Annotated in this window: 18 protein-coding genes; 10 read left to right on the top strand and 8 right to left on the bottom strand. The window is 39.8% G+C overall.

What is annotated here, in order from left to right:
- Positions 1-336: 336 nt before the first annotated feature.
- Together Q0E03_RS01600 and Q0E03_RS01595 are read left to right on the top strand one after the other, a co-directional pair.
- Positions 337-3,333, top strand: coding sequence for a hypothetical protein (locus Q0E03_RS01600; RefSeq protein ID WP_297128639.1), 2,997 nt, complete (start codon positions 337-339; stop codon positions 3,331-3,333).
- Positions 3,334-3,345: 12 nt separating this feature from the next.
- A complete protein-coding gene (locus Q0E03_RS01595; protein ID WP_297128636.1) occupies positions 3,346-3,471 on the top strand; it encodes a hypothetical protein in 126 nt (41 codons plus the stop codon).
- A 302-nt stretch (positions 3,472-3,773) separates the two neighbouring features.
- Here the strand turns inward: Q0E03_RS01595 and Q0E03_RS01590 are convergent, their stop codons facing one another.
- The gene (locus Q0E03_RS01590; RefSeq protein WP_297128634.1) at positions 3,774-4,103 is read right to left on the bottom strand and encodes a branched-chain amino acid transporter permease; all 330 of its coding nucleotides are present in this window, start codon (positions 4,101-4,103) and stop codon (positions 3,774-3,776) included.
- A complete protein-coding gene (locus Q0E03_RS01585) occupies positions 4,103-4,807 on the bottom strand; it encodes an AzlC family ABC transporter permease (RefSeq protein ID WP_297128632.1) in 705 nt (234 codons plus the stop codon). Before Q0E03_RS01585 ends, Q0E03_RS01590 begins: the two co-directional genes overlap by 1 nt.
- A 192-nt stretch (positions 4,808-4,999) precedes the next feature.
- On the opposite strand from Q0E03_RS01585, the gene Q0E03_RS01580 reads away from it, so the two are divergent.
- Both Q0E03_RS01580 and ybaK read left to right on the top strand, forming a co-directional pair.
- A complete protein-coding gene (locus Q0E03_RS01580) occupies positions 5,000-6,394 on the top strand; it encodes a sodium-dependent transporter (RefSeq protein WP_297128628.1) in 1,395 nt (464 codons plus the stop codon).
- Between the two features lie 207 nt (positions 6,395-6,601).
- The gene (gene ybaK, locus Q0E03_RS01575) at positions 6,602-7,081 is read left to right on the top strand and encodes a Cys-tRNA(Pro) deacylase (RefSeq protein ID WP_297128625.1); all 480 of its coding nucleotides are present in this window, start codon (positions 6,602-6,604) and stop codon (positions 7,079-7,081) included.
- 18 nt (positions 7,082-7,099) lie between these two features.
- Here the strand turns inward: ybaK and Q0E03_RS01570 are convergent, their stop codons facing one another.
- From Q0E03_RS01570 to Q0E03_RS01555, 4 genes are read right to left on the bottom strand one after another with little or no spacing between them, the layout of a single operon-like run.
- Positions 7,100-8,503: a radical SAM protein gene (locus tag Q0E03_RS01570; protein WP_297128621.1), complete on the bottom strand. Its 1,404-nt coding sequence runs from the start codon at positions 8,501-8,503 to the stop codon at positions 7,100-7,102.
- Positions 8,504-8,533: 30 nt separating this feature from the next.
- Complete coding sequence (gene argS, locus Q0E03_RS01565; protein ID WP_297128618.1) at positions 8,534-10,222, bottom strand: arginine--tRNA ligase; 1,689 nt, start codon at positions 10,220-10,222, stop codon at positions 8,534-8,536.
- A gap of 14 nt (positions 10,223-10,236) precedes the next feature.
- Positions 10,237-10,662 (bottom strand): DUF1934 domain-containing protein, encoded by a 426-nt coding sequence (locus Q0E03_RS01560; RefSeq protein ID WP_288313312.1) that lies wholly within the window; start codon positions 10,660-10,662, stop codon positions 10,237-10,239.
- A gap of 3 nt (positions 10,663-10,665) precedes the next feature.
- Positions 10,666-11,733, bottom strand: coding sequence for a D-alanine--D-alanine ligase family protein (locus Q0E03_RS01555; RefSeq protein ID WP_297128614.1), 1,068 nt, complete (start codon positions 11,731-11,733; stop codon positions 10,666-10,668).
- 190 nt (positions 11,734-11,923) lie between these two features.
- Between Q0E03_RS01555 and Q0E03_RS01550 the strand changes: the two genes are divergently transcribed.
- Genes Q0E03_RS01550 through Q0E03_RS01530 form a run of 5 tightly spaced genes read left to right on the top strand, consistent with a single transcriptional unit; the run spans position 11,924 to position 15,355 of the window.
- Positions 11,924-12,175 (top strand): hypothetical protein, encoded by a 252-nt coding sequence (locus tag Q0E03_RS01550; RefSeq protein WP_297128612.1) that lies wholly within the window; start codon positions 11,924-11,926, stop codon positions 12,173-12,175.
- Positions 12,147-13,100 carry a hypothetical protein gene (locus Q0E03_RS01545; RefSeq protein WP_297128609.1) on the top strand — a complete coding sequence of 318 codons (954 nt, stop codon included), beginning with the start codon at positions 12,147-12,149 and terminating at the stop codon, positions 13,098-13,100. Before Q0E03_RS01550 ends, Q0E03_RS01545 begins: the two co-directional genes overlap by 29 nt.
- A gap of 1 nt (position 13,101) precedes the next feature.
- Positions 13,102-13,941 carry a hypothetical protein gene (locus Q0E03_RS01540; protein ID WP_297128607.1) on the top strand — a complete coding sequence of 280 codons (840 nt, stop codon included), beginning with the start codon at positions 13,102-13,104 and terminating at the stop codon, positions 13,939-13,941.
- Positions 13,941-14,492, top strand: coding sequence for a hypothetical protein (locus Q0E03_RS01535; RefSeq protein WP_297128605.1), 552 nt, complete (start codon positions 13,941-13,943; stop codon positions 14,490-14,492). The genes Q0E03_RS01540 and Q0E03_RS01535 overlap by 1 nt, the downstream gene beginning before the upstream one ends.
- Positions 14,492-15,355: a hypothetical protein gene (locus Q0E03_RS01530; protein WP_297128602.1), complete on the top strand. Its 864-nt coding sequence runs from the start codon at positions 14,492-14,494 to the stop codon at positions 15,353-15,355. Before Q0E03_RS01535 ends, Q0E03_RS01530 begins: the two co-directional genes overlap by 1 nt.
- An 85-nt stretch (positions 15,356-15,440) precedes the next feature.
- Here the strand turns inward: Q0E03_RS01530 and argH are convergent, their stop codons facing one another.
- Positions 15,441-16,814, bottom strand: coding sequence for an argininosuccinate lyase (argH, locus tag Q0E03_RS01525; RefSeq protein ID WP_297128599.1), 1,374 nt, complete (start codon positions 16,812-16,814; stop codon positions 15,441-15,443).
- A gap of 12 nt (positions 16,815-16,826) precedes the next feature.
- A complete protein-coding gene (locus Q0E03_RS01520) occupies positions 16,827-18,059 on the bottom strand; it encodes an argininosuccinate synthase (RefSeq protein WP_297128596.1) in 1,233 nt (410 codons plus the stop codon).
- A 516-nt stretch (positions 18,060-18,575) separates the two neighbouring features.
- Here Q0E03_RS01520 and Q0E03_RS01515 point away from each other — a divergent pair.
- On the top strand, positions 18,576-24,701 hold the full coding sequence (locus Q0E03_RS01515) for a hypothetical protein (RefSeq protein WP_297128594.1): 6,126 nt from the start codon (positions 18,576-18,578) through the stop codon (positions 24,699-24,701).
- Positions 24,702-24,716 lie beyond the last annotated feature (15 nt).

Below are 24,716 nucleotides of genomic sequence, written 5' to 3'. Positions count from 1 at the left end.
CACCTCCCCTTGCTTCAAGGGGAGGCAATTAACCTACAGAGCCTCCTCTTATTTATAAGGGGAGGTGTCTGCATTTTATATGCAGACGGAGGGGTTCAATATAATGTGCGACTGAGGGGTTAAACAACAACCGTACTTTTGGTATATTTAACAATAATTTTATCTGATTGTGTACATAATTTGCTGATTTTTTGTTAAAAAATGGTTGATTAAATTGTTCCTTTATGGTAAAATATCGTACGAGAAATAATGTGTGTTGGTGTATTTTGCACTTTTTGTGTAAACTGAGTGCAATTTATTTGGAGAAACAACACAAGAAGAAACGGAGGAAACTTTATGAAAAAAACTTTCAAAAGAACCATTGCTTGCCTTTTAGCAGTGCTTATGGTAATTTCTTCATTGCCGTTCACGGTGTTTGCTGAGGACAACTCGGTTCAGCCTGTCGTAGATGACGGGGTCGGCGTCACCTGTGATGTTAAAAACTATGGTGTTTTTACTGATTTGAATGGTGGCTCTGACAGATTTAAGGCTGACAATTGGATTGATATCGCAAATGACGGAACAAGTGATACTTTTACCATTGGCTATATCAACTTTGATATCAGTGGTATAAAAGCATCTGAATTTGATGAGATTCACGGCGATTTCACTTTGAGACATCGAAAGTATCAGTATGAATATACCTCTTTGCAAGTTATGTATCCGACACAAAATCAGGGCTTGTTTGATAATCAAACATCTGTTCCCGAAGGTGATAAATTAAATGCAACTGCGTTCAACTCTATCTGGAAAGACGGAGTCTATGCTCAAAATGCCAAGGAATATTTCGGATTGGAAAAAATCGGCACATTTACATACGATGCTTATATGTCGAGTTCTAAGGATGACACAATAGATGTCGGTCCTGCTATTCAACAAGCTTTAAAGGCAGGTCTTGACTATGCGACCGTTGTTTTCTTGCTTGCTAATGAGGACTCAAACGGCAAATTTGTTGACGGAGAATCCGGTTCATATTGGACAGATACATATATTTACTTTAATAACTTAACTGTTAAGCGTGTGTTCAATTTTAAAGCAACAGAATCAACAACAGTTCAAAAGCCTGCAAGTTTGAATGAAAATACAGCAAATACTGCACCTAAAACCGGCACAAGCAATTACTCTATAGGCGGAGTTACAATGCCTGCCGAATATAGCAACAATGTTTTGTATTGCAGTAGTACTACAGAAGCCAATAAGACATATAAATCAGGTCACTATGTTCGTAGAATTTCTGTTACACCACTCAATTCTGTTTTAATGTATGATGGTAGTGGAATTAACCCTGCAATGCCAATTATGTTTGGCTTCCAACCATCATATGATTGCAAAAGTAATCTTTTTCTATGTAATGCGTATCTTGATTGGGAAAGTGCTAATTTTAAATCAGGTCAATTCACAGGATGTAAACCGTTAAAAGCTACTGTAATTGATAAAGATAGAAATACTCCTTATACTTCTAACTTTATTTTTGATGATAAGGATACGATAGATTTTACTAAAATTGAAGATAAAGACCGTGTAGAATTATCAACTGACAGTAATACATATGAGACTAGATATTCATTTACCATAAATGAATATCCAGTTGCTAATGGCGCATGTTATTTTTGGAACAAAATGGAATTCTATGGCGGTTTTAATGAAAACGGAGGCTTCAAAAAATTCCAAAATCCAAATGTTAGTATAGGTATTAGAAATAAAGCAGGAGGAGTTTTTGGATCTTCTTGGCAAAATGTATCGGAGAAAACTTACCCTCAAAATGCCAATATCTATGTATTGAACTACAAGCCTATTTATGATGTGCTCAGCAATAACGAAGCGGGGAAAGTATCAACTTTAGGCGGCAACTACACATTCAAAGATTTGTACAATAAAGTTTGGGCAAATGAAAAGGAATTTTCTCCTGCCGCTGTAAACAGATATTATTCAGCAGTTGAAAAACTTGTTTCTATCGACCCACAGGCAGAACTTGCCAACTGTGCAGACGACCAAGTTGAAAGCAAGGTTAAGGAATTAGGCGTAAAAATCAAGACTGCATACAGCAGATATGTTTCTGCAGCCAAAGACCTTGAATATAAAGTTGATTGGAATGCATATAACGATGCTGATACGCTTGCAGCAACTGCTTTAAATCAAGATAGAGCACAGTATACAGAAGCTTCAATTACTGAATTTGAAAAAATTGTAAATAAGGTTAGACCTTTAGCCGATGCTGCTCGTAATCAAGCATCTACAAAGCAAGCTGATATTGACAACTTTACTTCACAGCTTCTTTCTGCATTGTCAATGCTTCGCAAAAAGAGTGTTACAATCACATATCGTGTTTTCAAGAATAAAGAAGGAGCTGAAAGCGAAGAATCAAAAACCTATTCTTACGGTGAGTCTGTCGATTACAGTTACACTTGCGCCCCTGGCGAAAGCATCACGGCGTGGACTGTAAGAGATGAGATAAATCATGCATATACAAGAGTCGGTACAAGTGAAGCTAATTTCTCTCTTGTTGCAACAAGAGATTTGAGTGTTGAAGTTTATGTAACAACCAAACAAGTTTCGACAGCCGAATTTTCAAAGGTTACATTTATCGGTCCGGGCGGAAATATAATTGATATCAAGTATGTTGAAAAGGACAAACCACTCGATAAATCCGAATTTCCTAAAGCACCTAAGATTCCATTCTATACATTTAATAATTCTTGGTCAACAGAAGATGTAACAGGCACAGGTAAAGACATTAAAGTTTATGCAAGCTATTCAGTAGACTCACAAAAATGCCGTGTTCATTTTAATAATAATGAATTTTCATATAATTACGACAAACTTGTAGAGCTTGACGGATATGATTTAACCAAGAAATATGCTCTTGCAAAAGATGCTGAAGGCAAGAATATTATCACTTATCTTGACCGTGACAGTTTCCATGCTCCAAGAACCGATAATATTTACGTTGTAGAAGTTGAAAACACCAAAGCAAAAATCGGCATTACAGGTAACTTTGGAGATACAGATACAGACAGTGAAAGAAGAAAATTAGCAACATACAACTGCAAGTTCTATCTTCCGGCGGGTTGCACTGCTGTTGAGTGGGGACTCGAAATTAACAATGGCAAAACCATAAAGCAAGCACAAAGCAATGTGCAGAATGATTATAACGAATATTCTGTTACCGTTAGATATAAGAGTACCTCAACAGTTAAAAAAATAACTTGTCGTGCTTATTTGACATATAAAACATCGGATCAATATGTAACAATTTATTCGGATCCTGTTGAGCAAGCAATTAGTACTTTATAAGGAGGGGTAATTATGAAAAAATTTGAAGAACCTAAGATTGAAATCGTAAAGTTTTTGAATTCAGATGTAATTACAACTTCGGGTTATACAAACGGTACGATTGTAGATGGCGACGAGGACGAAAACTCAATCTATTGATTAAACAAAAACAGCTCCCAATGGGAGCTGTTTTTTTATGATAATCCTCTTGTTGCAAATGAGGGAGAATATCAGGCTCACCTTGTTACAAGGTGATTCCCCCGTTAATCGGGGGAAATGTCTGCAACGCAGACAAAAGGGGGCGTCTACGCAGTAAAGCTGTCGTGCTAAAGCACGACTGAGGGGTTAAAACATACCGAGGGGCAAGAAGTAAAACCCCACCGTCTTTTGCTTTGCAAAATCCACCTCCCCTTGCTTCAAGGGGAGGCTATATATTTGCATCAAGGAGAGCCTTAGATAATTCACACAAAAACATAATGAATAAGCAGCATATACGAGATTGTGCCGACCGAAATGCTGATTAAAATATTGCGTTTCCACAGGTGCACAATCACGGTCAAGGCAATTGCAATAAGCTGTGGCGCAAGGATATTCATATCAAATGTATATCCGTTTTTTATGCAATAAATTATAAGCACGCCAATGATTGCGGGTGGCATAATGTTGCCGAGATATTTCACGATTTTCGGCACTTCACGCTTGCCGAACACAGCGAACGGAATGAGTCGGGTTGAAAAAGTGACCACACTTGCAACAAGGACGGTGATTATTAGTTTAGAGGTAGAAAGCATCAAATTACCTCCTTTTTGCCATCAAGCAGAGGTTTCATACCGAGCAAAAGCGCCACGGTGATAATGAGGCTTGGAAGCAAGAATTTGTCCGGTCCGAAAATAAAAAGACAAATAAGTGCGCAGATAATTCCCAAAAATCCCGGTAACTTTGATTTTGACGCAAGAATTTGGTCGAGGAAGATAACCACAAAAAGCGCCGTCATAGAAAAGTCAATCCCCGTGAAGTCGATTTTTATCAGCTGACCCGCAAGGTTGCCGATTATTGAACCGACAATCCAATACATATGGTCAAATATGCCAATCAAAAAGCGTGCGTCACCTTCGTCAACATCCTTTGGAGTTGTGTCGAAAGAAGTGTTGACCCCGTAGGTTTCGTCTGTGAGCGAAAAGATGAGCGACGGGTATCTCCAGCCGTAGCTTCTGAATTTTTCTATAAAACTCAAGCCGTAGAATATGTGTCGTGAATTTACAAAAAATGTCATAACCGCAATGCTTGCCAAAGAAGCTTGCGAGGCAATCATTGACACGAGCAACAGTTGACCGGAGCCGGCATATACCAAAAGGGAAATGACTATTGCCCAAATCCAATTATAGCTGATTTCGTACAGCGAAATGCCGAATGCCGAGCCTAAAAACAAATAGCCGAACAGCACGGGCAACGACATTTTGAACGCAAATTTTATTGTTTTTGCTTTGTTTTTCATTAATTTATTTTTATCCTTAACTGATTATTACATATAATATATTTAAAAGCAAACTGATTTTACATCAACGAGCTGATGTTGTCAACATAATTTGAACGAATTTTGAACAAAATAAAAATAATTTTGTTGTATTTTATATCTTTTTGTGGTATAATGAAAACTCACATTAATATATTAGAGAGGTTTACAAAAATGGAAAAGAAAAGAAGCAGCTTTAAAGGCTCAATCGGCTTCGTTCTTGCGGCAGCAGGCAGTGCCGTAGGTCTTGGAAACATTTGGCGTTTCCCTTATTTGGCAGCCAAAGATAACGGAGGATTTTTCATCTTTTGCTATATCATTTTGGCGCTCACATTCGGCTTTACTCTTCTTGTTACCGAGATTGCAATCGGCAGAAAGACAAAGCAGTCACCGCTTACCGCTTATGCACAAATCAACAAAAAATTCAGACCGCTCGGTACAATTGCTACTCTTGTGCCAATCATTATTTTGCCATATTATTGTGCAATCGGCGGATGGGTACTCAAGTATTTTATCAGCTTTGCAACAGGCGAGGGCGTAGCAGCCGCAGCGGATAACTACTTTACAGACCACATCACGAGTCTGTGGCTTCCGATTATTTTGATGGCTGTATATGTTATTGCGACCGCAGCAATCGTTTTTGGCGGCGTAAACAAGGGTATTGAAAAGACAAGCAGAATTCTTATGCCGATACTTTTCATCCTCATTTGTTGCATCGGCGTTTTCGCCCTTACACTTAAGTACACAGATGCAGACGGCGTAACCCGTACAGGTTTGCAGGGTCTCAAGATTTATCTTGTTCCTGATTTCAAGGCGCTCACTTTGAAGTCAACATTTACAACTATTTTTGACGCCCTCGGTCAGCTTTTCTACTCAATCAGCGTAGCTATGGGTATTATGATTGCTTACGGTTCTTATGTTGATGACGACACAAACCTTATGAAGTCTGTTAACCAAATCGAAATTTTCGACACAATCGTTGCACTTCTCGCAGGTCTTATGATTGTTCCGTCAGTATTCGTATTTATGGGCAAGGACGGTATGACAGCAGGTCCGGGTTTGATGTTTATCTCACTTCCGAAGGTATTTGCCGCAATGGGCAAAATCGGTATTGTTGTCGGCGTTGTGTTCTTCGTTATGGTTCTCTTTGCCGCTATCACATCATCTGTTTCGATTATGGAGGCTATCGTTGCTTCTCTTATGGACAGATTCCATTGGAAGCGTAACACAGCAGGCGCTGTTGTTTTGGTTTATTCATTGATTGCAGGTACAATCGTTTGCCTCGGTTACAACAAGCTCTACTTTGAACTCACACTTCCAAACGGCACGGTTGGTCAAATTCTTGATGTTATGGACTATGTCAGCAACAACATCTTTATGCCTATTGTTGCATTCTTCACATGCATTCTTATCGGTTGGGTTGCAAAGCCAAAGACTGTTATTGATGAAGTTACAAAGAACGGCGAAAAGTTCAACCGTAAGTTCATCTACAATGCAACAATCAAGTTTGTTGCTCCGGCACTTTTGCTTGTTCTCTTTGCACAGGCAATCGGCTTGTTCAGCTTCTAAATTTAATAATGATAAAAATGCTGTAAGTTCGATACTTACAGCATTTTTAAAACCCCACCGTCAACACTTCGTGTTGCCACCTCCCCTTGCCTCAAGTGGAGGCAGATGTAGTTATCTTTTGGCGTGTTTCAGGAGCTTTATCGACAGCCTGCATTTTTTTGTTGATGTTGAGGATGGTTTGTGCTATTATTTTTTAGAGGTGATATTATGCAAAAGGACAAAACAAATGTTATGCGTGTGCTTGACCAAAAGAAACTTGAATACACGCACTACGCATATGACAATATGACCACAAATGCGGTTGAAGTGGCAAATAAACTCGGCACCGACCCGCAGTTTTTATACAAAACCTTGGTGACGGTCGGCAAGTCAAAGGAACATTATGTTTTTATGGTGCCTGCCGAACACGAACTTGATTTGAAAAAAGCTGCAAAGGCAGTCGGCGAAAAAAGCATCGAGATGCTTCCGCAAAAGGAATTGCTCCCACTCACAGGTTATATCCACGGCGGATGCTCGCCTATCGGGATGAAAAAGCAGTTTAAGACAACTATCCACATAAACGCTCAAGAAGCAGAAAAAATCTTTTTCTCGGGCGGCAGAGTGGGCTGTCAGGTCTGCACTTCACCAAAGAATTTGGAAAAGGTCATCCGACTTCAGTATAAAGATATAATTAAAGACGCTGATTGATTCAGCGTCTTATTTGTTTTATTGCTCGTTTTTGGCTTCGTCGGTGTCACGGTAGTATTGAGTGAACGGATGGAAGCGTTCTTGTTCTTCCCAAATCTGCTTTGCCATCGGTGCCCATTCTTTTGCGTAAAGGTCACACTTTGAGCAAAGTTCATCTGCCGATTCAGGGCAGGTGAGGTTTGTTGATTTTGCGCCCGTTACATCAATAATATGTCTTAACGCCTGCGGATTTTCAAGCATCGGGCAAGGGCGGAGCATATTGTCGTTGAACGGCTGTCCCTTGTAATACTGCTTGAAAAGAGGAGAACGCAAACATTCGAGAATACTTTTTTCCCTTATGTTGCTGTCGCTGTAATGGATGAATACGCAAGGCTCTGCGTCACCCTCGCTGTTGATGTGGAAGTAGTTTCTGCCACCTGCGATGCAACCGCCGACGAACTCGCCGTCGTTTTGGAAGTCCATAACAAATATCGGCTTGCCGTTTCTTGTTCTTCTCTTTTTGCGGATTGTTCTGTACACATGCTCTCTCTGTTCAGGTGTGAGAAGCAATGATGTGTCGGCATCCGAGCCGATTGGCATATAGTGGAAGTAGAGCGCAAATTTTGCACCTGCTTCAATTTCCATATCATAGAACTTGTCGGATGTTACGGCTTGGTAGTTTTTGCTTGTGTAGCAAATCGATGTGCCGAAAATACACTTGTGCTTTTTGAGGAGCGCCATTGCGTCAACAACTTTTTTGTAAACGCCCTCGCCTCGTCTGAAATCGGTCGTTTCTTCCGTGCCCTCGATAGAAAGCGCAAGCGCAAAGTTGCCCGATTTCTTCAATTCTTCGCAGAATTCATCATCAACCAATGTGCCGTTTGTGAATGCAAGGAAGATGCAATCCGGATTTTCCTTTGTGACGGTGAGAATATCTTTTTTGCGAACAAGCGGTTCACCGCCCGTAAACATAAAGAAGTGTGTGCCGAGCGCCTTTGCTTCGGTAACAATTCTTCTCATTTCGTCAAGTGTAAGGTTTGAGTGATGACCGTATTCAGCCGCCCAACAGCCCTTGCATTTAAGGTTGCAGGCAGAGGTCGGGTCCATAAGAATAATCCAAGGAATGTTGCATTTGAGTTTATCTCTGTTTTCACGCAGGGTTGAAGTTCCAATATATCCTGCATCAATCGCAAAGGTAAGGAGCACATTTGTGAGAAGCTCCTTGTCGGTTTCTTCAATAATGCGATAAACATAATCGTTCCACGTGTTTTGCGGATTGGTGATAACATCAAGCGGAGCAGTCCATGTAGCTTCAGGGAACAGGTTGCCCGTTACTGCCTTGCCGATTTTAAGCACCTTTGGAATATTCTTTTTTGGGTTTTTGTAAACATAATTCACAAGCGGTCTGCCGATTTTGTGTAATGTGCTTGCTTTGAACTTCATAAAAATCTCTTTTCTGTATTGATTACGTTATTACATTGATTCAGGAACATCAACCTTTAGCATAACGAGGATGTTCTTGATTGTGTTTTTAACTGCTGTGCAGAGGAAAAGTCTTGCCTCTGTAAGTTCTTTGTCATCGCTGACAACTCTGTGAGCATTGTAGAACTTGTGGAAAAGTGTTGCAAGTTCAATCACATAGTGAGTGATTCTTGCAGGGTCGTAGCTCTTTGCCGCACCGATGATTTCGTCTGTGAGTGAAGCAAGGTGAGAAATAAGGTCACGCTCTTCGCTTGAATTGAGTCTGTTGAGAGCTTCTTCTGACGGTGTGGTAACCTCGATTCCCTCGTCTGCGGCTTTTTTGATGATTGAACAAATTCTTGCGTGAGCATACTGAACATAATAAACAGGATTTTCGCTGCTTTGTTTTGCTGCCAATTCAAGGTCAAAGTCAAAGTGAGAGTTTGGCTCACGAAGATTGAAGAAAAATCTTGCTGCGTCAATAGGTACTTCTTCAAGAAGTGTGTTGAGTGTGATTGCCTTGCCCGAACGCTTTGAAAGTTTGATTGTTTCGCCGTTTCTGACAAGTCTGACCATCTGCATAATAACAATGTCGAGTCTGTCTGCATCAAGACCGAGAGCGGTGAGCGCCGCTTTCATTCTTGGAATATAACCGTGGTGGTCTGCACCAAGAACATCAATAGCCTTGTCGTAGCCTCTTGTTACGAGCTTATTGTAGTGGTAAGCAATGTCCGGCACAATGTAGGTAGGAATACCGTTTGCACGAATGAGCACGATGTCTTTGTCGTTGCCGAATTCGCTTGCCTTGAACCAAAGTGCGCCGTCTTGTTCGTAGGTAACACCTTTTTCCTTGAGTGCTTCAATGATTTTTTGAACCGAACCGTCATTGTGGAGAGTTGATTCTCTGAACCACTTGTCATATTTAATTCTGTATTTGCCGAGGTCTGCTTCAAGACCTGCAATGTTCTTTGGAAGTGCATATGCAACAAGTGCATCTCTGCGTTCCTGTGAGTCACATTCTGCGTATTTGTCGCCGACTTCGCTATAGAAGTTTTTTGCGTGAACGGTGATGTCCTCGCCGTGGTATGCGTCCTCAGGAAGTTCAACATCCTTGCCGCATTCCTGCAAATATCTGACTTCAAGTGAAGTTGCAAATTTTTCAATTTGATTGCCTGCATCGTTGATGTAGAATTCTCTTTGAACATCATATCCGGCAGCGTCAAGCACGCTTGCAAGACAGTCGCCGATTGCACCGCCGCGAGCGTTGCCGATGTGCATAGGTCCTGTCGGGTTTGCCGAAACAAATTCAACAAGCATTTTTTTGCCCTCGCCATAGTCTGAACGACCGTAGTTGTCGCCGCTGGAAACTATGTCCTTGAGCACATCGCTGTAATACTTGTCCGAAAGATAAAAATTGATGAAGCCCGGACCTGCGATTTCGCATCTGTCGATATATCCGCCGTCAAGGCTGAAATTTTTTACTATTGCTTCCGCAATCATACGAGGTGCTTGGTGATATGCTCTTGCACCCGCCATTGCAATGTTTGATGAAAAGTCGCCGTTTTTCTTGTCGGCAGGCTTTTCAATGATGAATTTTGGCATTTCTGCCTCAGGCAAATCACTGTTTTGAGTTGCTTTTTCAACTGCAAGGGCTATTGCCTCATTGAGTTTGTTTTCTACTTCTTTTACCATTTTTGACATATCTGTTCTCCCGATTATTCACATAGTCTGAATTTTATTATTACATCATTTTGCGAGGATATTGCACCGTTTATGTCAATATCGTAGCTGAATTTGAAAGTTCCCTCGGTTTCGTTAAATTCTGTTTCAATCTCTCTGCCGAAAATACCCATCAGCATATCACCGTATTCTGTGCCGTAATTGCATAGGTGACGCTTTGATTTTTCTATGATAAGGCAGGAAGAATATGCGCCTGATTTTATCATTTCAACCTTGCTTTCGTCCTTTGCAATGTTGAGTTTTGCACGAAGCGGAGCGGTGCTGTTTTCAAGCTCCTCGTTGTATCTGATTATGTAGTTGTCATCGTCGTGCTCAAAAGTGCCGACTGTTTTCATTTCCACCTGATCCTTGTCATCGTCAAATTTTTGATGACCGATGATGGTAATCAATGCTTTAGCCATATTTTAAATAATGCCTCCACGCTTAATTGCAAGGTCAATGAGTTTGTCGATAAGCTCTGTATATCCCACTCCGACAGCCTCAAAAAGTTTTGGATACATACTGATTGAGGTTTGACCCGGAATAGTGTTGATTTCGTTCAAAAGCACTCTTTGGTCATCTTTTGTAACAAAGAAATCGCATCTGCTCATACCCTCACAACTGAGAGCCTTGTATGCTCGGAGTGCTTCCTGTCTGACTTCGTTTCTTTTTTCTTCACTCAAAAGTGCAGGAATATGAAGCTCGGACGCAGGATTGTTGTATTTTGCGTCAAAATCATAGAATTCCGCAGCTGCAACAATTTGTCCGACCTCGGCGGCAACAGGCTCTTCGTTACCGAGAACGGCAACTTCAACCTCTTGTCCCTCTATGAATTCTTCAAGAACAACTTTTTTGTCCTCTTTGAATGCCTTTTCAATGCCGACAATGAGTTCTTCATCGTTGTGAGCCTTTGTTATGCCGACCGATGAACCTGCGTTTGCAGGCTTAACAAAAATAGGGAAGCCCAATTTGTTGATTGCAAGGTCAAGGCATTTTCTGCTGTCCTTGCCGTATTCGTATTCGGTGAAGGCGCACCATTTTGCCTGCTCAATGCCGAATGCATCCGCAACGGCGTTTGTAACCGCCTTGTCCATACAACTGCCCGAAGAAGTTGCATCACAACCTACAAAAGGAATTTGTGCAAGTTGCAAAAGACCTTGAACCGTGCCGTCCTCGCCGTTTTTGCCGTGAAGAACAGGGAACACCACATCAAGTCTGATTTGCTTTGCGTCTTCCGTCACAATGCCGTGAATTTTGCTGTCGGGAGTGATGTATGCTTTTTTGAGCGACTTTGACTTCAGCCATTCGTCGTTCGGGAGCATAGCCACATCGTCATCAAACAAAAACCACTCGCCCTGCTTTGTGATTCCGAGCATAACAATGTTGTATTTTTCTTTGTCTATATTTTCAAGTATGCTTTTGGCGCTGATGCAGCTGATGTCGTGCTCCGACGACGCTCCGCCAAAAAGTACACCGAGAGTCAATTTGTTCATTTATTTTCACCTGATTCTTTATCTGTAAACAATATTCTATATAGTTTAGCATATTTTTGTTTAGATTTCAATATTACTTTAAAATTACTTTTAAAATTTAAATTTTATAGTGACAAATTATAATATATGTGCTATAATGCATTAATTAGTGGGAATGTGTCCTGCAACAAGCTGTTTTTAAGGAGTGATTGTGCTGAAAAACGAGAATAAAAACGATATTGTTAATGATGCAGAAAAATCGTTAAAGCGTAATTTGAAAACCAAAGGTATACTCATTCCGATTATATTTGCAATAATAGTGGTTGCGGTTTGTGCTGTTCTTGCAAGTCCTAATGTGGAATTTTTCCCAAGCGGAAATCATCACGACAGTTTGACAACAACCGCACCTACACAAACAACGGAGTTTGATGAAAATGAATATGCACACATTGTACAAGATTAAAACTACATTTTTTGATGTACTGCTTGCATTGTTTTTGTTTTTATTCTTTGTCCTTGCAGTTGCTTCGCCGACAATAGGCAATTCCGATTTTTACGGAAAATTTCTCGGAGGAGATGACATAACACAGGCTATTCAAACCTCGCTTTATGAGAAAACCGATGAAATAGCCGAAAAAACAGGGATTGAGCCAAAAGCGTTTGAATATGCAGTCGGTAAAAATAAAATAAAGGCTTTGCAAAAGGAAATAGTCAAGTCTGCGTTCAGTGGCGGAAATTACGATTATTCAGAAAGCTCCAACATCGCCGTTTGCTATCGTGACGGCATAAAGGAGTTCTATCGCTTCAATGGATTTGAACTTGACGAAAAGGCTCTTGAGGAGGCTGTTCCGCTTGCCTCAAAGGCGTTTAACGAAGCAATGGGAATTGACAACAACGTAGAGTTTTCAACATTTGTCGGCAGACTCGGCAGAGTTGCGGTTATGATTGTTGTTGCGATTTTTGCGCTTATTGCGGCGTGTGCGGTCAAGGTGTTTATGCTCAACGACGGCAGAACAAAGATGTTTAGCCATTATGCTTCATCTATGATTAGTGCAGGGCTGTCGCTTGTCTTGGTTTGTATTTTGAATTTTGCGCTTCAATTTGCACCTAATATGTATTTGACCGAAAACGTTGGGTTGAATATAGCCTTGGGGCAAGCGTTTAATGTATACTTTATAATATTGGCGTGCTTTGGTGCGGTGCTTCTTATCGGCGGATACAGTATGATGATTTTTGTTTATCATTATTATGTTCGCAAGGCACATCGTCAAAAGCAGGAAATTGAAATAAACAAAACCCTTTATGTCGGAAGTGAGGACGGCGATAAAACTATCGGCGAACTTGCCAAAGAGCACGAGGAAATGTATAACAAACAGGAGAAAAAATAATATGGAATTAATAGAAGCATATAAGGATATAGAAAAAAATCTTACCCTCACCAATGAGGAACTTGGTTTCAAGAAAAAAAGCGAGGACGAAACATCGATTTTGTTTGAGGGCAAAAAAGGTGTTTACCGCCTTGTTCACGACAATGACACCAACATTCTTGAACTCGAATGTGCGTATAATGTTGACGGTCAGCAAAGCGAATTCAACACAGTTTCACGCAATTTGTTCGAACTTGATGTTGTTGACGACAGAGATATAAAATCAACTTCAAACGAAATTATTGACGAGATTGAAAAACTTTTCAAGGTGAATAAGCCTGTTAATCTTGATAAGGTTAAAATGCCGAAGTCCGTTTCAAGAACCAAGGCCAAGAACGGTCTTGTAAGCTACGATGTCGACAGCCTTGCAAATCGTTTCGGCACACTTTATCCTGAATTCAAGGACGAAATCAAAAAGAATGTCGTTGCTTACGGCGAGTTCTTGCCTGAGGACTTTTTTATCAATTACGGCACTCCAAAAGTGTTGGAGATTATCAAAAACGGCAACGATGCAGAACGTAAAAAGCTCTTCAAGATGCTCAATGAAGTTTATGAGGACGGAATCAACGACGTTCAGGATATTATCGCCGTTACAATCCTTGGCGAAATGAAAAATGACAAGGATATGATGGCTGTTGCCGATAAATATATGAGCGAATATATGTCGGGTGCGGTTCATGAGGTAAATAAACTTACAGGAAAGAAAAACAGCTACACCAAAAAGCTCAAAAACCCACCTGCATATAAACCAAAGAAGAACAAGAGCTTTAGTATGGCTAATCAGCTCGGAAATATGCAGTAATGGTTAACAGAGAATATAAATCAACGCCGAAAAGTGCAAAAAATATTGTTTTGAAGGCAGTGGTGTTTCCGCTTGTTGCGGGAATTGCCATTGCTTTGTTGACAGTGTTCGTCGGTTTCGGCGGTTCTTTTTTTGATATGCCAAAAAGCTTGGAAGTTTCGTATTTTGACGGAGAAAACGATGCTTCGGTATTTGCTAAAATTGATTGTGCAGACAATGAAATTCCTGTTCTGTCCGGAGATGAATATTCGTTTTTGGATGACGGAGTTTGCTACAAAAAAGGTTCGCTTTTCGGTGATGTCGGGGTTGGATATTATCTTGCTCTTGATAACAAAATCAAACCGTTTGTCGGGCAAAATGTCGATGTTTCGATAGCCGGTGAAACCTATTCTTATAAGTATGCGGGCAAGTTTTCGGCAAAAAACGAAAACGATGTGCTCACTCATATCTGTAATGTTGGTAAAGGCTTTGTGCTTTACGGTCAAAATGCAGATGAATACGGTTTTTCAAAAGGCTACACCGCCTATGTTTATGAGGAGGTGACTGAATAATGCTTGCAAAATATCGCAAAATTTTGTCATATTTTTTGGCTGTTATAATTGCTGTTTCGGTCACTGTTGCGGTTGTGTCGGGCATTGATTGTCTAACCGTCGGTCGCAAAGAATTCTATGTCAAATCATTTTCAACACAAAAGTTGGCGGACGAATGTGACCGTCAACTAACCGAAAAATATAAGGCACTATCCGCAAAAAGTAATATTCCGTTTGATGTTTTTGACAGCGTAAAGCGTAAGTTTGACACTCGTGAAAGTCTTGTTCAGGCAGGTGGCTATGTGTTTGATGAAAACGATGAGGCACTCAAAAACGGCAGCAGATATGCGTATTTTGAAAAAACGATTAATGAATATATCGCCGCAAATAACATAAAGATGTCCAAGCAAAGTATTGCTCTTGTTGCTGATGAAGCACAACAGATTTATTCCGATACGGTTGGTATTCATAATCTCAAATTCCTGAAAAAGTCTGTTGTTGAACGTAACATAAGTGCGGTTCGTCGGCTTTCGGTTTGCCTGATTATCATTGCTTTGTCGGCATTTTTGCTCATCTGCATATATGAAAAAAATATCAAAAGTGCGTTGTATTTTGCAAGCGGAATTATGGCAGGAAGCGTGGGAGCTGTTATGTCATCGCTGATTATGTGGATTGCAAAAATCAAAACCGAGATTGTTGCAACACCTGATATTTGGGCGACTGTCCTTTCAAATATTGCGGTGAAAGTTCTTGTGTTTAGGCTTGTCGGCGGAGTTGTGGTTCTTGCATTGGGAATTGCCCTTTTCATTTTTGCACAAAAGAGGGTGAACCGTGAGCAAATGCGAAAAGACACTCGATATTCCAAAATTTTCTTAAAACTATAATAAAAGCACGGAGCGTAAATTTGATATGCATCCCAAAAGTCAGATACCTTTGGAGTTGAATATCATTTTGCTTCGTGCTTTTTGTTTATTTGATTTTTTCACGTGCTGATTTCACTTGAGCGATTACATTTTCGGGACAAGGCGAGCCGACAACTTTTCTGTCGTTTACACATTTTTCAAGATTAATCGCCGTGTAAACTTCGCTGTCAAAGAGGTTGCATACCTTTTGATATTCCTCAAGCGGGAGAGTTTCAAGTGTAAGCCCTTTGTCAATGCAAAGTGCAACAAGTTCACCGGTGCATTTGTAAGCATCTCTGAACGGTAAACCTTTGCCGACAAGATAATCCGCACAGTCTGTGGCATTTATAAACCCTTTTGCTGCGGCGTTTCGCATATTTTCTTTGAAAACGGTCATAGTGTCAATCATAGGCGTAAAGGCGTTTAGGCACATTTTTACGGTGTCAACCGCATCAAAAATTGCCTCTTTGTCCTCTTGCATATCTTTGTTGTAGGCAAGGGCAATGCCTTTCATCATAGTAAGCAGTGTTGTGAGGTCACCGAACACACGCCCGCTTTTTCCCCTGACAAGTTCTGCGATGTCGGGGTTTTTCTTTTGTGGCATAATAGATGAACCGGTTGAAAATGCGTCGTCAAGCTCAACAAATTTGAATTCCCAGCTGCACCACATAATGATTTCTTCGCTGAATCGCGAAAGGTGAACCATAATGATTGATAATGCGCTTGCAAGTTCAATGCAAAAATCTCTGTCGGATACCCCATCAAGAGAGTTGTGGGTGATGCCATCAAAACCGAGCAAGTCGGCAACCATATTCCTGTCGAGCGGGTAGGTTGTTCCCGCCAAAGCCCCTGAGCCGAGCGGACAAACATTCATTCTCTTTTTCACATCTTTGAGCCTGTCAATGTCGCGCAATATCATTGCACAGTAAGCCATCAGATGATGTCCAAATGTAATCGGCTGTGCTCTTTGCAGATGCGTGTATCCGGGCATAATCGTGTCTTTGTGTTCTTCTGCTTTGTTGCAAAGAATAGCCACAAGAGCTTTTAATTTTGCAATAATATCGTCAATTTCGTCGCGGAGCGTCAATCGGATGTCGAGAGCCACTTGGTCGTTTCTTGAACGAGCCGTGTGGAGTCGCTTGCCCGTCTGTCCGAGTCTTGCGGTCAACTCACCCTCAACAAAAGTGTGGATGTCCTCGGCTTGCATGTCAATTTCAAGTTTTCCGCTTTTAATGTCGGTCAAAATGTCATTCAGCCCGCCAATGATTTTCTCGCTTTCGCCTTTGTCAATTATACCCGTTGCACCAAGCATTGTTGCATGTGCAATCGAACCTTTAATGTCTTGTTCAAACATTCGGCAGTCAAATTTGATTGATGAGTTGAAATCGTTGGTTTCTTTTGCAAGCTCTTTTTTGAACCTGCCTTTCCATAATTGCGCCATAGATTTTGCCCCTTAATCGTTGTTTCGTTTTTGGTCTAGCAAAGCCTTGACTTTGATTGAAAGACCAAACAAATTGATGAATCCTGCCGCGTCTGCTTGGTTGTATGCGCCGCCGTCATCACCGAAAGAAGCAACGTTTTCGTCGTAAAGTGTGTATGGTGATGTTATGCCTGCGTTGATGACGTTGCCTTTGTAAAGCTTAACTTTTACGTCGCCGCATACGGTTTTTTGTGTTTCGTCAACGAAAGCCGAAAGTGCTTCGCGTAGCGGAGTGAACCATTGTCCGTTGTACACAAGTTCACCGAATTTTTGAGCAATCAGCTTTTTGTAGTGCTGTGTTTCTTTGTCGAGAGTGATTGTTTCAAGCATTTCGTGTGCCTTGTAGAGAATTTCGCCGCCCGGAGTTTCGTACACACCGCGAGATTTCATTCCGACAAGACGGTTTTCAACAATGTCAAGCAGTCCGATTCCGTTTTTTCCGCCAATGTCGTTGAGATGTTCAACGATTTCAAGCGCACTCATATCTTTGCCGTCAATGGCTGTCGGCACGCCTTTTTCAAAATGAATGGTTGTGTATGTCGGCTCGTCAGGAGCTTTTTCCGGCGATACACCAAGCTCAAGAAATCCGTCTTCGTTGTATTTCGGTTCGTTTGCCGGATTTTCAAGGTCGAGTCCCTCATGGCTGAGATGCCAAACGTTTTTGTCCTTTGAATAGTTGGTTTCACGGTTGATTTTGAGAGGAATGTTGTGGGCCTCGGCATATTCTATCTCTTGCTCACGCGAAACAATGTCCCATTCACGCCACGGCGCAATGATTTCCATTTCGGGTGCAAATGCTTTTAGCGTAAGTTCAAAACGAACTTGGTCGTTGCCTTTGCCTGTGCAACCGTGGCATATTGCGTCTGCGCCCTCTTTTTTTGCAACTTCTGCAAGTGCTTTTGCAATGCAAGGACGTGCGTGCGATGTTCCAAGCAGATAGTTTTCGTATTCCGCACCTGCTTTCAAGCAAGGGAAGATGTAGTTTTCAACATATTCTTGCTTTAAATCAAGGATGTATAGCTTTGAAGCACCTGTTGCAATAGCCTTTTCTTCAAGTCCGTCAAGTTCGGTGCCCTGTCCGACGTCACCGCTCACCGCAATAACTTCACAGTTGTTGTAGTTCTCCTTGAGCCACGGAATGATGATTGATGTGTCGAGTCCTCCGCTGTATGCAAGAACTACTTTTTTGATGTCTTTTTTGTTCATAATAATAAACTCCTTTAGCCGCATAATTGAAGCTTTATTTTTCTTGTTGTCATTATTATATCACCGTGATTTTCAAATTCAACCCTTTTGAACAAATTTTGCATAAAAATACAAATTTAGCCCTCGTTTTAGTGCGTTATATGTATAATATTACAATAAAATACGTATTAATATACATTTGCCCGAGCATTTGCCGGCATATGGCTTTAATGGTAAATTTTTATGAAAATTCTTGAAATCACTAATATAAATGTATATAATATATATAAATTGATAACATTATGTAAACATCCGATTTGTATATTTTTTTAAAATTACAAACCTAAACTCCGTCAAAACAAGCCAAAAACCGCTAAAACAGGGCATTTGTGAAAAAGTTTACAAATTGTTAAAAAAATTGATTTTTCTCTTGATTATTCATTTTATATATGATATTATTAAATAGAATTAAAATGATATTATGTGTATTACTGTACCTGTATGCGTAGTATCGTGAAATCTTAGGGAGGTTTTTTTATGGTTAAAAGACTATTCAAAAGGTCACTCGCAATCTTTTTGACAGTGCTGATGATTGCCACATCACTGCCACTTAGTGCGATGGCTGCAGAACTTACTGCGTTCACTGTTGATAGAACTATCAGATCTGACGCTCAGGCTATAGGTTTGATTGTTAACAGTGAAGAAAATGCCGCTGAACGTATTACCGGCAACGAGTACAACATTGTAAACGATAATGGTGAAGACAATAAGTTCACCGCACTTTATTGGAGCTACGATATAAGTGAATTCGTTGATCTTGTTAAAGCAGGGCACCCAATTAACACCGGTGCTAACTTTAAGTTCAAAATTCAAAAGAAAGCTGGAGATAACTGTCAAGGTCTTTCGCTGTATTGGGCAAAAAATGATGAGGCAACCACAAAACTTGCTGAATATAACGGTTCTCACATTGGTACAGATGCAAACAGCCCTGTTAATGGACTTTATACAAACAAAAGCGGTCATAGAGAAAGACTTGCTGCTTCTCTTGGCATTGATTTAGCTGCTGAGCCTATCGGCAAAATTTCTGCTGATGAACTCAAAAAGATTACAAAAGAAACTGTTTATACTTATGATGTATCAAATATCATCAACCAGGCTGCTAATGAAGGCAGAAAACAAATCACTTTTGTTCTTATGCAAACAAATGCAGCAACTAAAAGTGGCAGTGGTATTGGTAAAAGAGGCTGGTCTGATACTCATGTTGTAACAAAAGTACCAAACACTATTGTGTGCAAGTATTCAGAAACTATTGATGTTCAAACCGGCATCGAGGGTCTTAATGAGCAAATTGACCTTTACGAGAAAAAGATGTCAAAGGCAAGTTCATCAAATATCTATGTAAATATGCTTGACGCATACAAAGCATACCAAAAGGCAATCAAGTATCGTGATGCATATTATTACGGTTCTACTCGTCCAACAGATGAAGACATTTGTCAAGTTTCTGAGCAACTTGCAGATAAAACTGCTCATATGATTCCTTGGGAAGATGAGATTACCGGCAGATATGAAGGTCAAACTCCAAAATTTGTCACTAATGATGGCGAACTTGACGTTAATGAAAATCCGTTTTCTGATGGCTCAAGTTCATACAGCAACATTATTTACACAGAGAAATGTGTTGGTACAATCTACAATCAAGATAAAGATGCTAAAAAGGACAGAAGCGGTGTCGCAGTTCATTTCCCTGCAGCAGGTGAAGGAAATGTGGAACTTGATGTTTATTATCCAAACACAATCCTTCTTTACGATGGTGTTACACCTGCAAGAATGCCTGTAATGTTTGCTACAAAAAACTATACCACAAAATCAAGATATATTTATCAGGTGTATCCTGCACAGGGTACCGCACCTGCAGAAGGCAAGAGAGCAGGTAATTCACCAACATTCTTGTGCGTATCAACCTTTACAGGTCAAACAGAAGATAACTGGAAAGGATCTAATCAAACAACCAATCTTGATTATAATAAGAATCGCAGCATGTCTGCCAGTGAAGCATTCTATCCAAGTGGTAGCATTGCGCTTACAAAAGAGACAAATCCAAATGACCCAACCGTTCATAAAAGCATCTCTGAATATATTTGGTATACTATATTTAATCAGAATGCTTGGATCACATATGCAACATCATTCCAGGTTTCGGGAAAAACACTTAAGGCTGCTCAGAATGGCTATTTTGATGTAGGTCAACAATGGGCATGGTACGGCGGCAGTACTGATACTGTTACCGAAACCGTTGATGCAAGCTTGTTCGGCTATAAAGCAACAAAGGCACTCGAAAAGGCTACTGACGGAATTGATGCTCCAAAAAAGAGAATCATTGTAATCAACTATAAGTCTCTTGTTGATGCAATTCAAGGCATTGACTTTTCAGAACTTGCAAACGTCAAGAACCATAAGCAAAATGGTTTGGCAAGTATGATGGAAACTATTGACAAGGCAACTAAATATGCCAGCGCTGACTACATCAACGGTATTAGCAAATTAGATCCAACTAAATCTGCAATGGAAAACGCCGTAACTGTAGGTAAAGAGTTTAAGACTGTAATTACAGCTCTTGGAAAACTCAGCTCAACAGCCGATACAAATACAAGCTCTTATGATGACTTGGGTTCTGCTGTAACAACAGCTTTGAGATATCATGTCGGCGGAAACGATAATAATTATTATCAACAACAAGCTTGGGAAGATTTTGAGACTGCATTCACCAATGCTACAAAGTACTTCCAAGATAATTATGAAAATGCAAAGGCAGGAAACGATACTCCTATCGATGCTTCAAACACACAGGCACTTGCTGACGCTCTTAGAGAAGCAATGGCAAACCTTAAAAAGAATCTTATTAACTCTGTAGTTGATACAGACCTCCTCGAGCACGCTATCGATAATGCCGAGGCACTTATCAAGTATCAAAATTATTTCATTACAGGTACAATCAAAATTGACGAAATTCAAACTCTTCTTGATACAATCAAGAACGAAATTTGGCAGTCTGTAACAGACTATAAATTTGACGCTAAGAAGATTTCTGCCGGTGAAGCTAACCAGGCAAAGGTCGATGCTTATGTACAGCAACTTAGCAACATAATTTTACAGGCAAAAATCAATTATGACGGTAAGACAGGTTCAGGTTATTCATTAAATGATGCATATGCATTATATGAAGCGAAACAAAATGATAACCCTGAACAGTGGGGTAACTTTGCTTCTGTTACTTCTGCAATTCAAAATGCAGAGATTTATAAGAACAGTCAGAGTTCTTTAATTGCTACAAACGAAAATATGGTTTTGAATGTAGTAAATGGTTACGACAAGATTGTTGGCGCAATCATTGATGCACTCAATAACTTGCAAAAAGCTTTCACCACAATTAAAAACGGTGATATTGCAGTTAAGGGTACAACTTATAAATCTTCATTTGCAAGTTCAACAAGACCGGGCAGATATAAGTTCTATTGGAATTATACAACTGATCAAATCGTTTTCAGAACAAATTTCGATCAGTATACTTATACGCTTCCTGAATCAAATTGGGGTTCATACACAAATGAAAATCATGACGACTTTGAAACAATGATTGACTCAATCATACTTAATCCGGCCGCTGATCTTGAAACAGGTGAAATCTCCGTTTCAGGTCGTAAGCAGGGCTATGGCTGGCCAAATCCTAATAATTATGGATTGGATAAAGACGGCGGTCAAAAACTTCAAAAGTATGCCGGTAAGTTGACTTTCAGAAATGATAATGCAGATGTCTTAATTGATTCAATTAAATGTACAGAGAAAAATGTAAAGTGTAAGGCATATGGCGTTGAGACAGATGCGGACAGTCAAGGCAAAGAAGTTTTGGTTAATGATATAAATCATGACTTCGTTAAAGAACTTGGAACAACCGAAGGTATTCCTGGTCCGACTCGTGGCGGTATTTATGCTAAGGATGGCTGGACAAAATTTAACACCAGAACAAAGGTTAAATTAGATGCTCAAACCTGTACTAAATTAACTGAAAAAACAACACCATCAGCTTATTCATATGTAATAGATAATTCTAACAAACAATTTGGTATTGTTTACTTCTGGAGATATAGCTATGCGAGTGCTAACTGGTCAGGTTACAGCTATGAAAGTATGCCTTTTAATCAAAAGACTTCATTCATCAACCTTGCACCATTGTTTGAACTTGTTAAAGAATGTGGAAGCGATGAATTCTTAAGCACTCAACAGCAATACACAACAGCTTCTTGGACTGCACTTCAAAATGCTTTTGCAAATGCAACTACAAGTAATATTGACAGTAATTCAGATACTTTGTTTAAGTATTGGGATATGAGCTATGAAGCAATCCTCAAAGAGTGCGATAAGAGATATAACGCTCTTTACAATGCAAGAAATAGTCTTAAGAAATGCGCAAGCAACAAGGAATTAATTGCTAAAGTTGCTGATGCTAAAAAGATTTATGACGAAGAACGCAATATAATTGAGCCTACTTCATGGGCAAAATTTGAAGAAGCATATAATACAGCTTCTGCGGCAGTTACAAGCGGTGGTATCTATTCAGCAGAAAAAATCACCGATGTAGATACTGATGACCAGTATAAGGTTGACGCTCTTACAAAAGCACTTGATGACGCTATTAAGTCACTTGTTCGCAGATTGTCATTTGCTGATGTAGACCAGGCTGTTACAGACCTTATTGCTAAAATTTATGCTCAAGGTCAAAACAAGTACACAATGCAATCAGTAGTTGATGTTCAGAATGCTATTAATGCTCTTGTTTATTACAATAAGACTGAAGAAGAAAGAAATAGCACCTATGACAATGACGCAACAGCTAAGCAAGGTTTGGCAGATGAAGCAAAACAAATTACTGCTTTGTTTGAAAAACTTAGCACAGGTACACAGTCTATCGACGAAGAGGCTCTTAACGCTGCAAAGTCAAAATTAAAAGCTGATCTTTCTGACCCTGATGCTTATGATCAGACTAAAGTTCAAGATGCACTTAATAAACTTAATGCATATTCAAATGTAACATTGAAGGATAGAAATGATAATCAGACTATAATTCAATGTAAGACATATGCTACTCAGGCTGATTGTGATGCTGCTATTTCTGCTTCACTTTCCGGTGTAGATTTGAAGGAATATGCTGTAGAGTGTTATGAAGGTGGCGAACAAAGATATGGATACAATAAATTCTATGGTGATGTTGTTAAATTTACATCATCGACCGGTGAACCTGTTGACTGGTATTATGAGATGAATTCACCATCAACAACTGTTAAAAAGAAGTTCCTTCAGACTTCTTCTGAAATTGAATTTGTTGTTAAAGGTAACACAACCCTCACAGCTGAGAAACCATCAAAAACAGGAACTAATTTCAGAGTTGCTTACGTAAACGGTGTCAACTCAGTTACAATCGACACAGACTATGTAGCAGAAAACAAGGAAATTAAGCTTACAGCAGATATGGCTCCTGTTCTTCCTTACTACACATTCAAAAACTTTGTTGTAAACGGTGTTCCTTATAACGCAGGCGATACCGTTACTGTAACTAAGAACACAACAATTACAGTTAATTATGACTTCTCAAACGAAGCTTCATATACTGTTGATGTGATTTATCTCCAAGGTATGAGTACAGATAATCGTATCGAGTTGAATATGCAATACAATGATGAGGTTTCATTTATTGAAGGTAGCAAGGATGCAGTAAATCCAGATGACCCTAGTGCATATTTTGATGACGGATATGGTGGAAATATTATTAAATATAGCACCAAAACGTTTGATAAAACAAAGAATAAATATGTAAAGAACGATATCGTTACAGAGCAACCTGGTAGACAAACCTATTTTTATGATGGAAATGAAACCGATCCTGTATACTATCCATATGCTCATGTTTATGCTTGGCTTGAAATTGCACAGGACAATAAGGCTGAATGGATTGATAAGGTTAACGATTTATATGCTGAAGATGGACTTGTTAAATCAAACGATGATTCTACTAACTATCTATTTACAGAATATGCAAAGACTAATTTGAAGGGTAAAGCCAAAGTTGTAATGTATGGCACAGACTACACATTCCGTGTTCATGAAGACACAATTCTTCTCCCTGTAACAAAGGATTTGTATGATCAAGCTGTTGAGTTTGGTTTGATTGACAATGCATCTCAAAACAAGGACGGTGTTTCTGTTAAGACTCAGTCACAACTTGTTATTTCTTCAGGTCAAAAGATTTCTATCATTTCAACATTTGCAGTTCCAAATGAAAATAATTACAAATTAGTTGAAAGAGGTATTCTTGTTAAAACTAAGGATACAGCCTTTACTGATGAGGAAAATAGGGGATTGGCTAAGCTCTTGAGACTTGAGAATTCAGGTGCAGATGCAGGCAAGGGTGTTATGAGAACAAAGTCAACAGTTGCAACAGCCGGTAATCAGTATGTTATTTCATTTGATACTACAGCTCTCAAGGGTAAGGACATTGATAAATATGGTCTTGCATGGGTTGCTTATGTAACATACAGAAATGCTGATGGCAAACTTGTTACAATGTACACCGAACCTACAATTCCAACAAACCAAGGCGCATTTTAATGAATTTCTAAGGAG

Origin of the sequence: uncultured Eubacterium sp. (assembly GCF_934525195.1) — a bacterium.
Taxonomy (GTDB): domain Bacteria; phylum Bacillota; class Clostridia; order Oscillospirales; family Acutalibacteraceae; genus Eubacterium_R.
This window is presented reverse-complemented; position numbering and strand designations above follow the sequence as displayed.

Coding starts and splice junctions, on each gene's coding strand:
- Q0E03_RS01600 (WP_297128639.1), top strand. CDS start 337: ATGAAAAAAACTTTCAAAAGAACCATTGCTTGCCTTTTAGCAGTGCTT.
- Q0E03_RS01595 (WP_297128636.1), top strand. CDS start 3,346: ATGAAAAAATTTGAAGAACCTAAGATTGAAATCGTAAAGTTTTTGAAT.
- Q0E03_RS01590 (WP_297128634.1), bottom strand. CDS start 4,103: ATGCTTTCTACCTCTAAACTAATAATCACCGTCCTTGTTGCAAGTGTG.
- Q0E03_RS01585 (WP_297128632.1), bottom strand. CDS start 4,807: ATGAAAAACAAAGCAAAAACAATAAAATTTGCGTTCAAAATGTCGTTG.
- Q0E03_RS01580 (WP_297128628.1), top strand. CDS start 5,000: ATGGAAAAGAAAAGAAGCAGCTTTAAAGGCTCAATCGGCTTCGTTCTT.
- ybaK (WP_297128625.1), top strand. CDS start 6,602: ATGCAAAAGGACAAAACAAATGTTATGCGTGTGCTTGACCAAAAGAAA.
- Q0E03_RS01570 (WP_297128621.1), bottom strand. CDS start 8,503: ATGAAGTTCAAAGCAAGCACATTACACAAAATCGGCAGACCGCTTGTG.
- argS (WP_297128618.1), bottom strand. CDS start 10,222: ATGTCAAAAATGGTAAAAGAAGTAGAAAACAAACTCAATGAGGCAATA.
- Q0E03_RS01560 (WP_288313312.1), bottom strand. CDS start 10,662: ATGGCTAAAGCATTGATTACCATCATCGGTCATCAAAAATTTGACGAT.
- Q0E03_RS01555 (WP_297128614.1), bottom strand. CDS start 11,733: ATGAACAAATTGACTCTCGGTGTACTTTTTGGCGGAGCGTCGTCGGAG.
- Q0E03_RS01545 (WP_297128609.1), top strand. CDS start 12,147: ATGAATATGCACACATTGTACAAGATTAAAACTACATTTTTTGATGTA.
- Q0E03_RS01540 (WP_297128607.1), top strand. CDS start 13,102: ATGGAATTAATAGAAGCATATAAGGATATAGAAAAAAATCTTACCCTC.
- Q0E03_RS01535 (WP_297128605.1), top strand. CDS start 13,941: ATGGTTAACAGAGAATATAAATCAACGCCGAAAAGTGCAAAAAATATT.
- Q0E03_RS01530 (WP_297128602.1), top strand. CDS start 14,492: ATGCTTGCAAAATATCGCAAAATTTTGTCATATTTTTTGGCTGTTATA.
- argH (WP_297128599.1), bottom strand. CDS start 16,814: ATGGCGCAATTATGGAAAGGCAGGTTCAAAAAAGAGCTTGCAAAAGAA.
- Q0E03_RS01520 (WP_297128596.1), bottom strand. CDS start 18,059: ATGAACAAAAAAGACATCAAAAAAGTAGTTCTTGCATACAGCGGAGGA.
- Q0E03_RS01515 (WP_297128594.1), top strand. CDS start 18,576: ATGGTTAAAAGACTATTCAAAAGGTCACTCGCAATCTTTTTGACAGTG.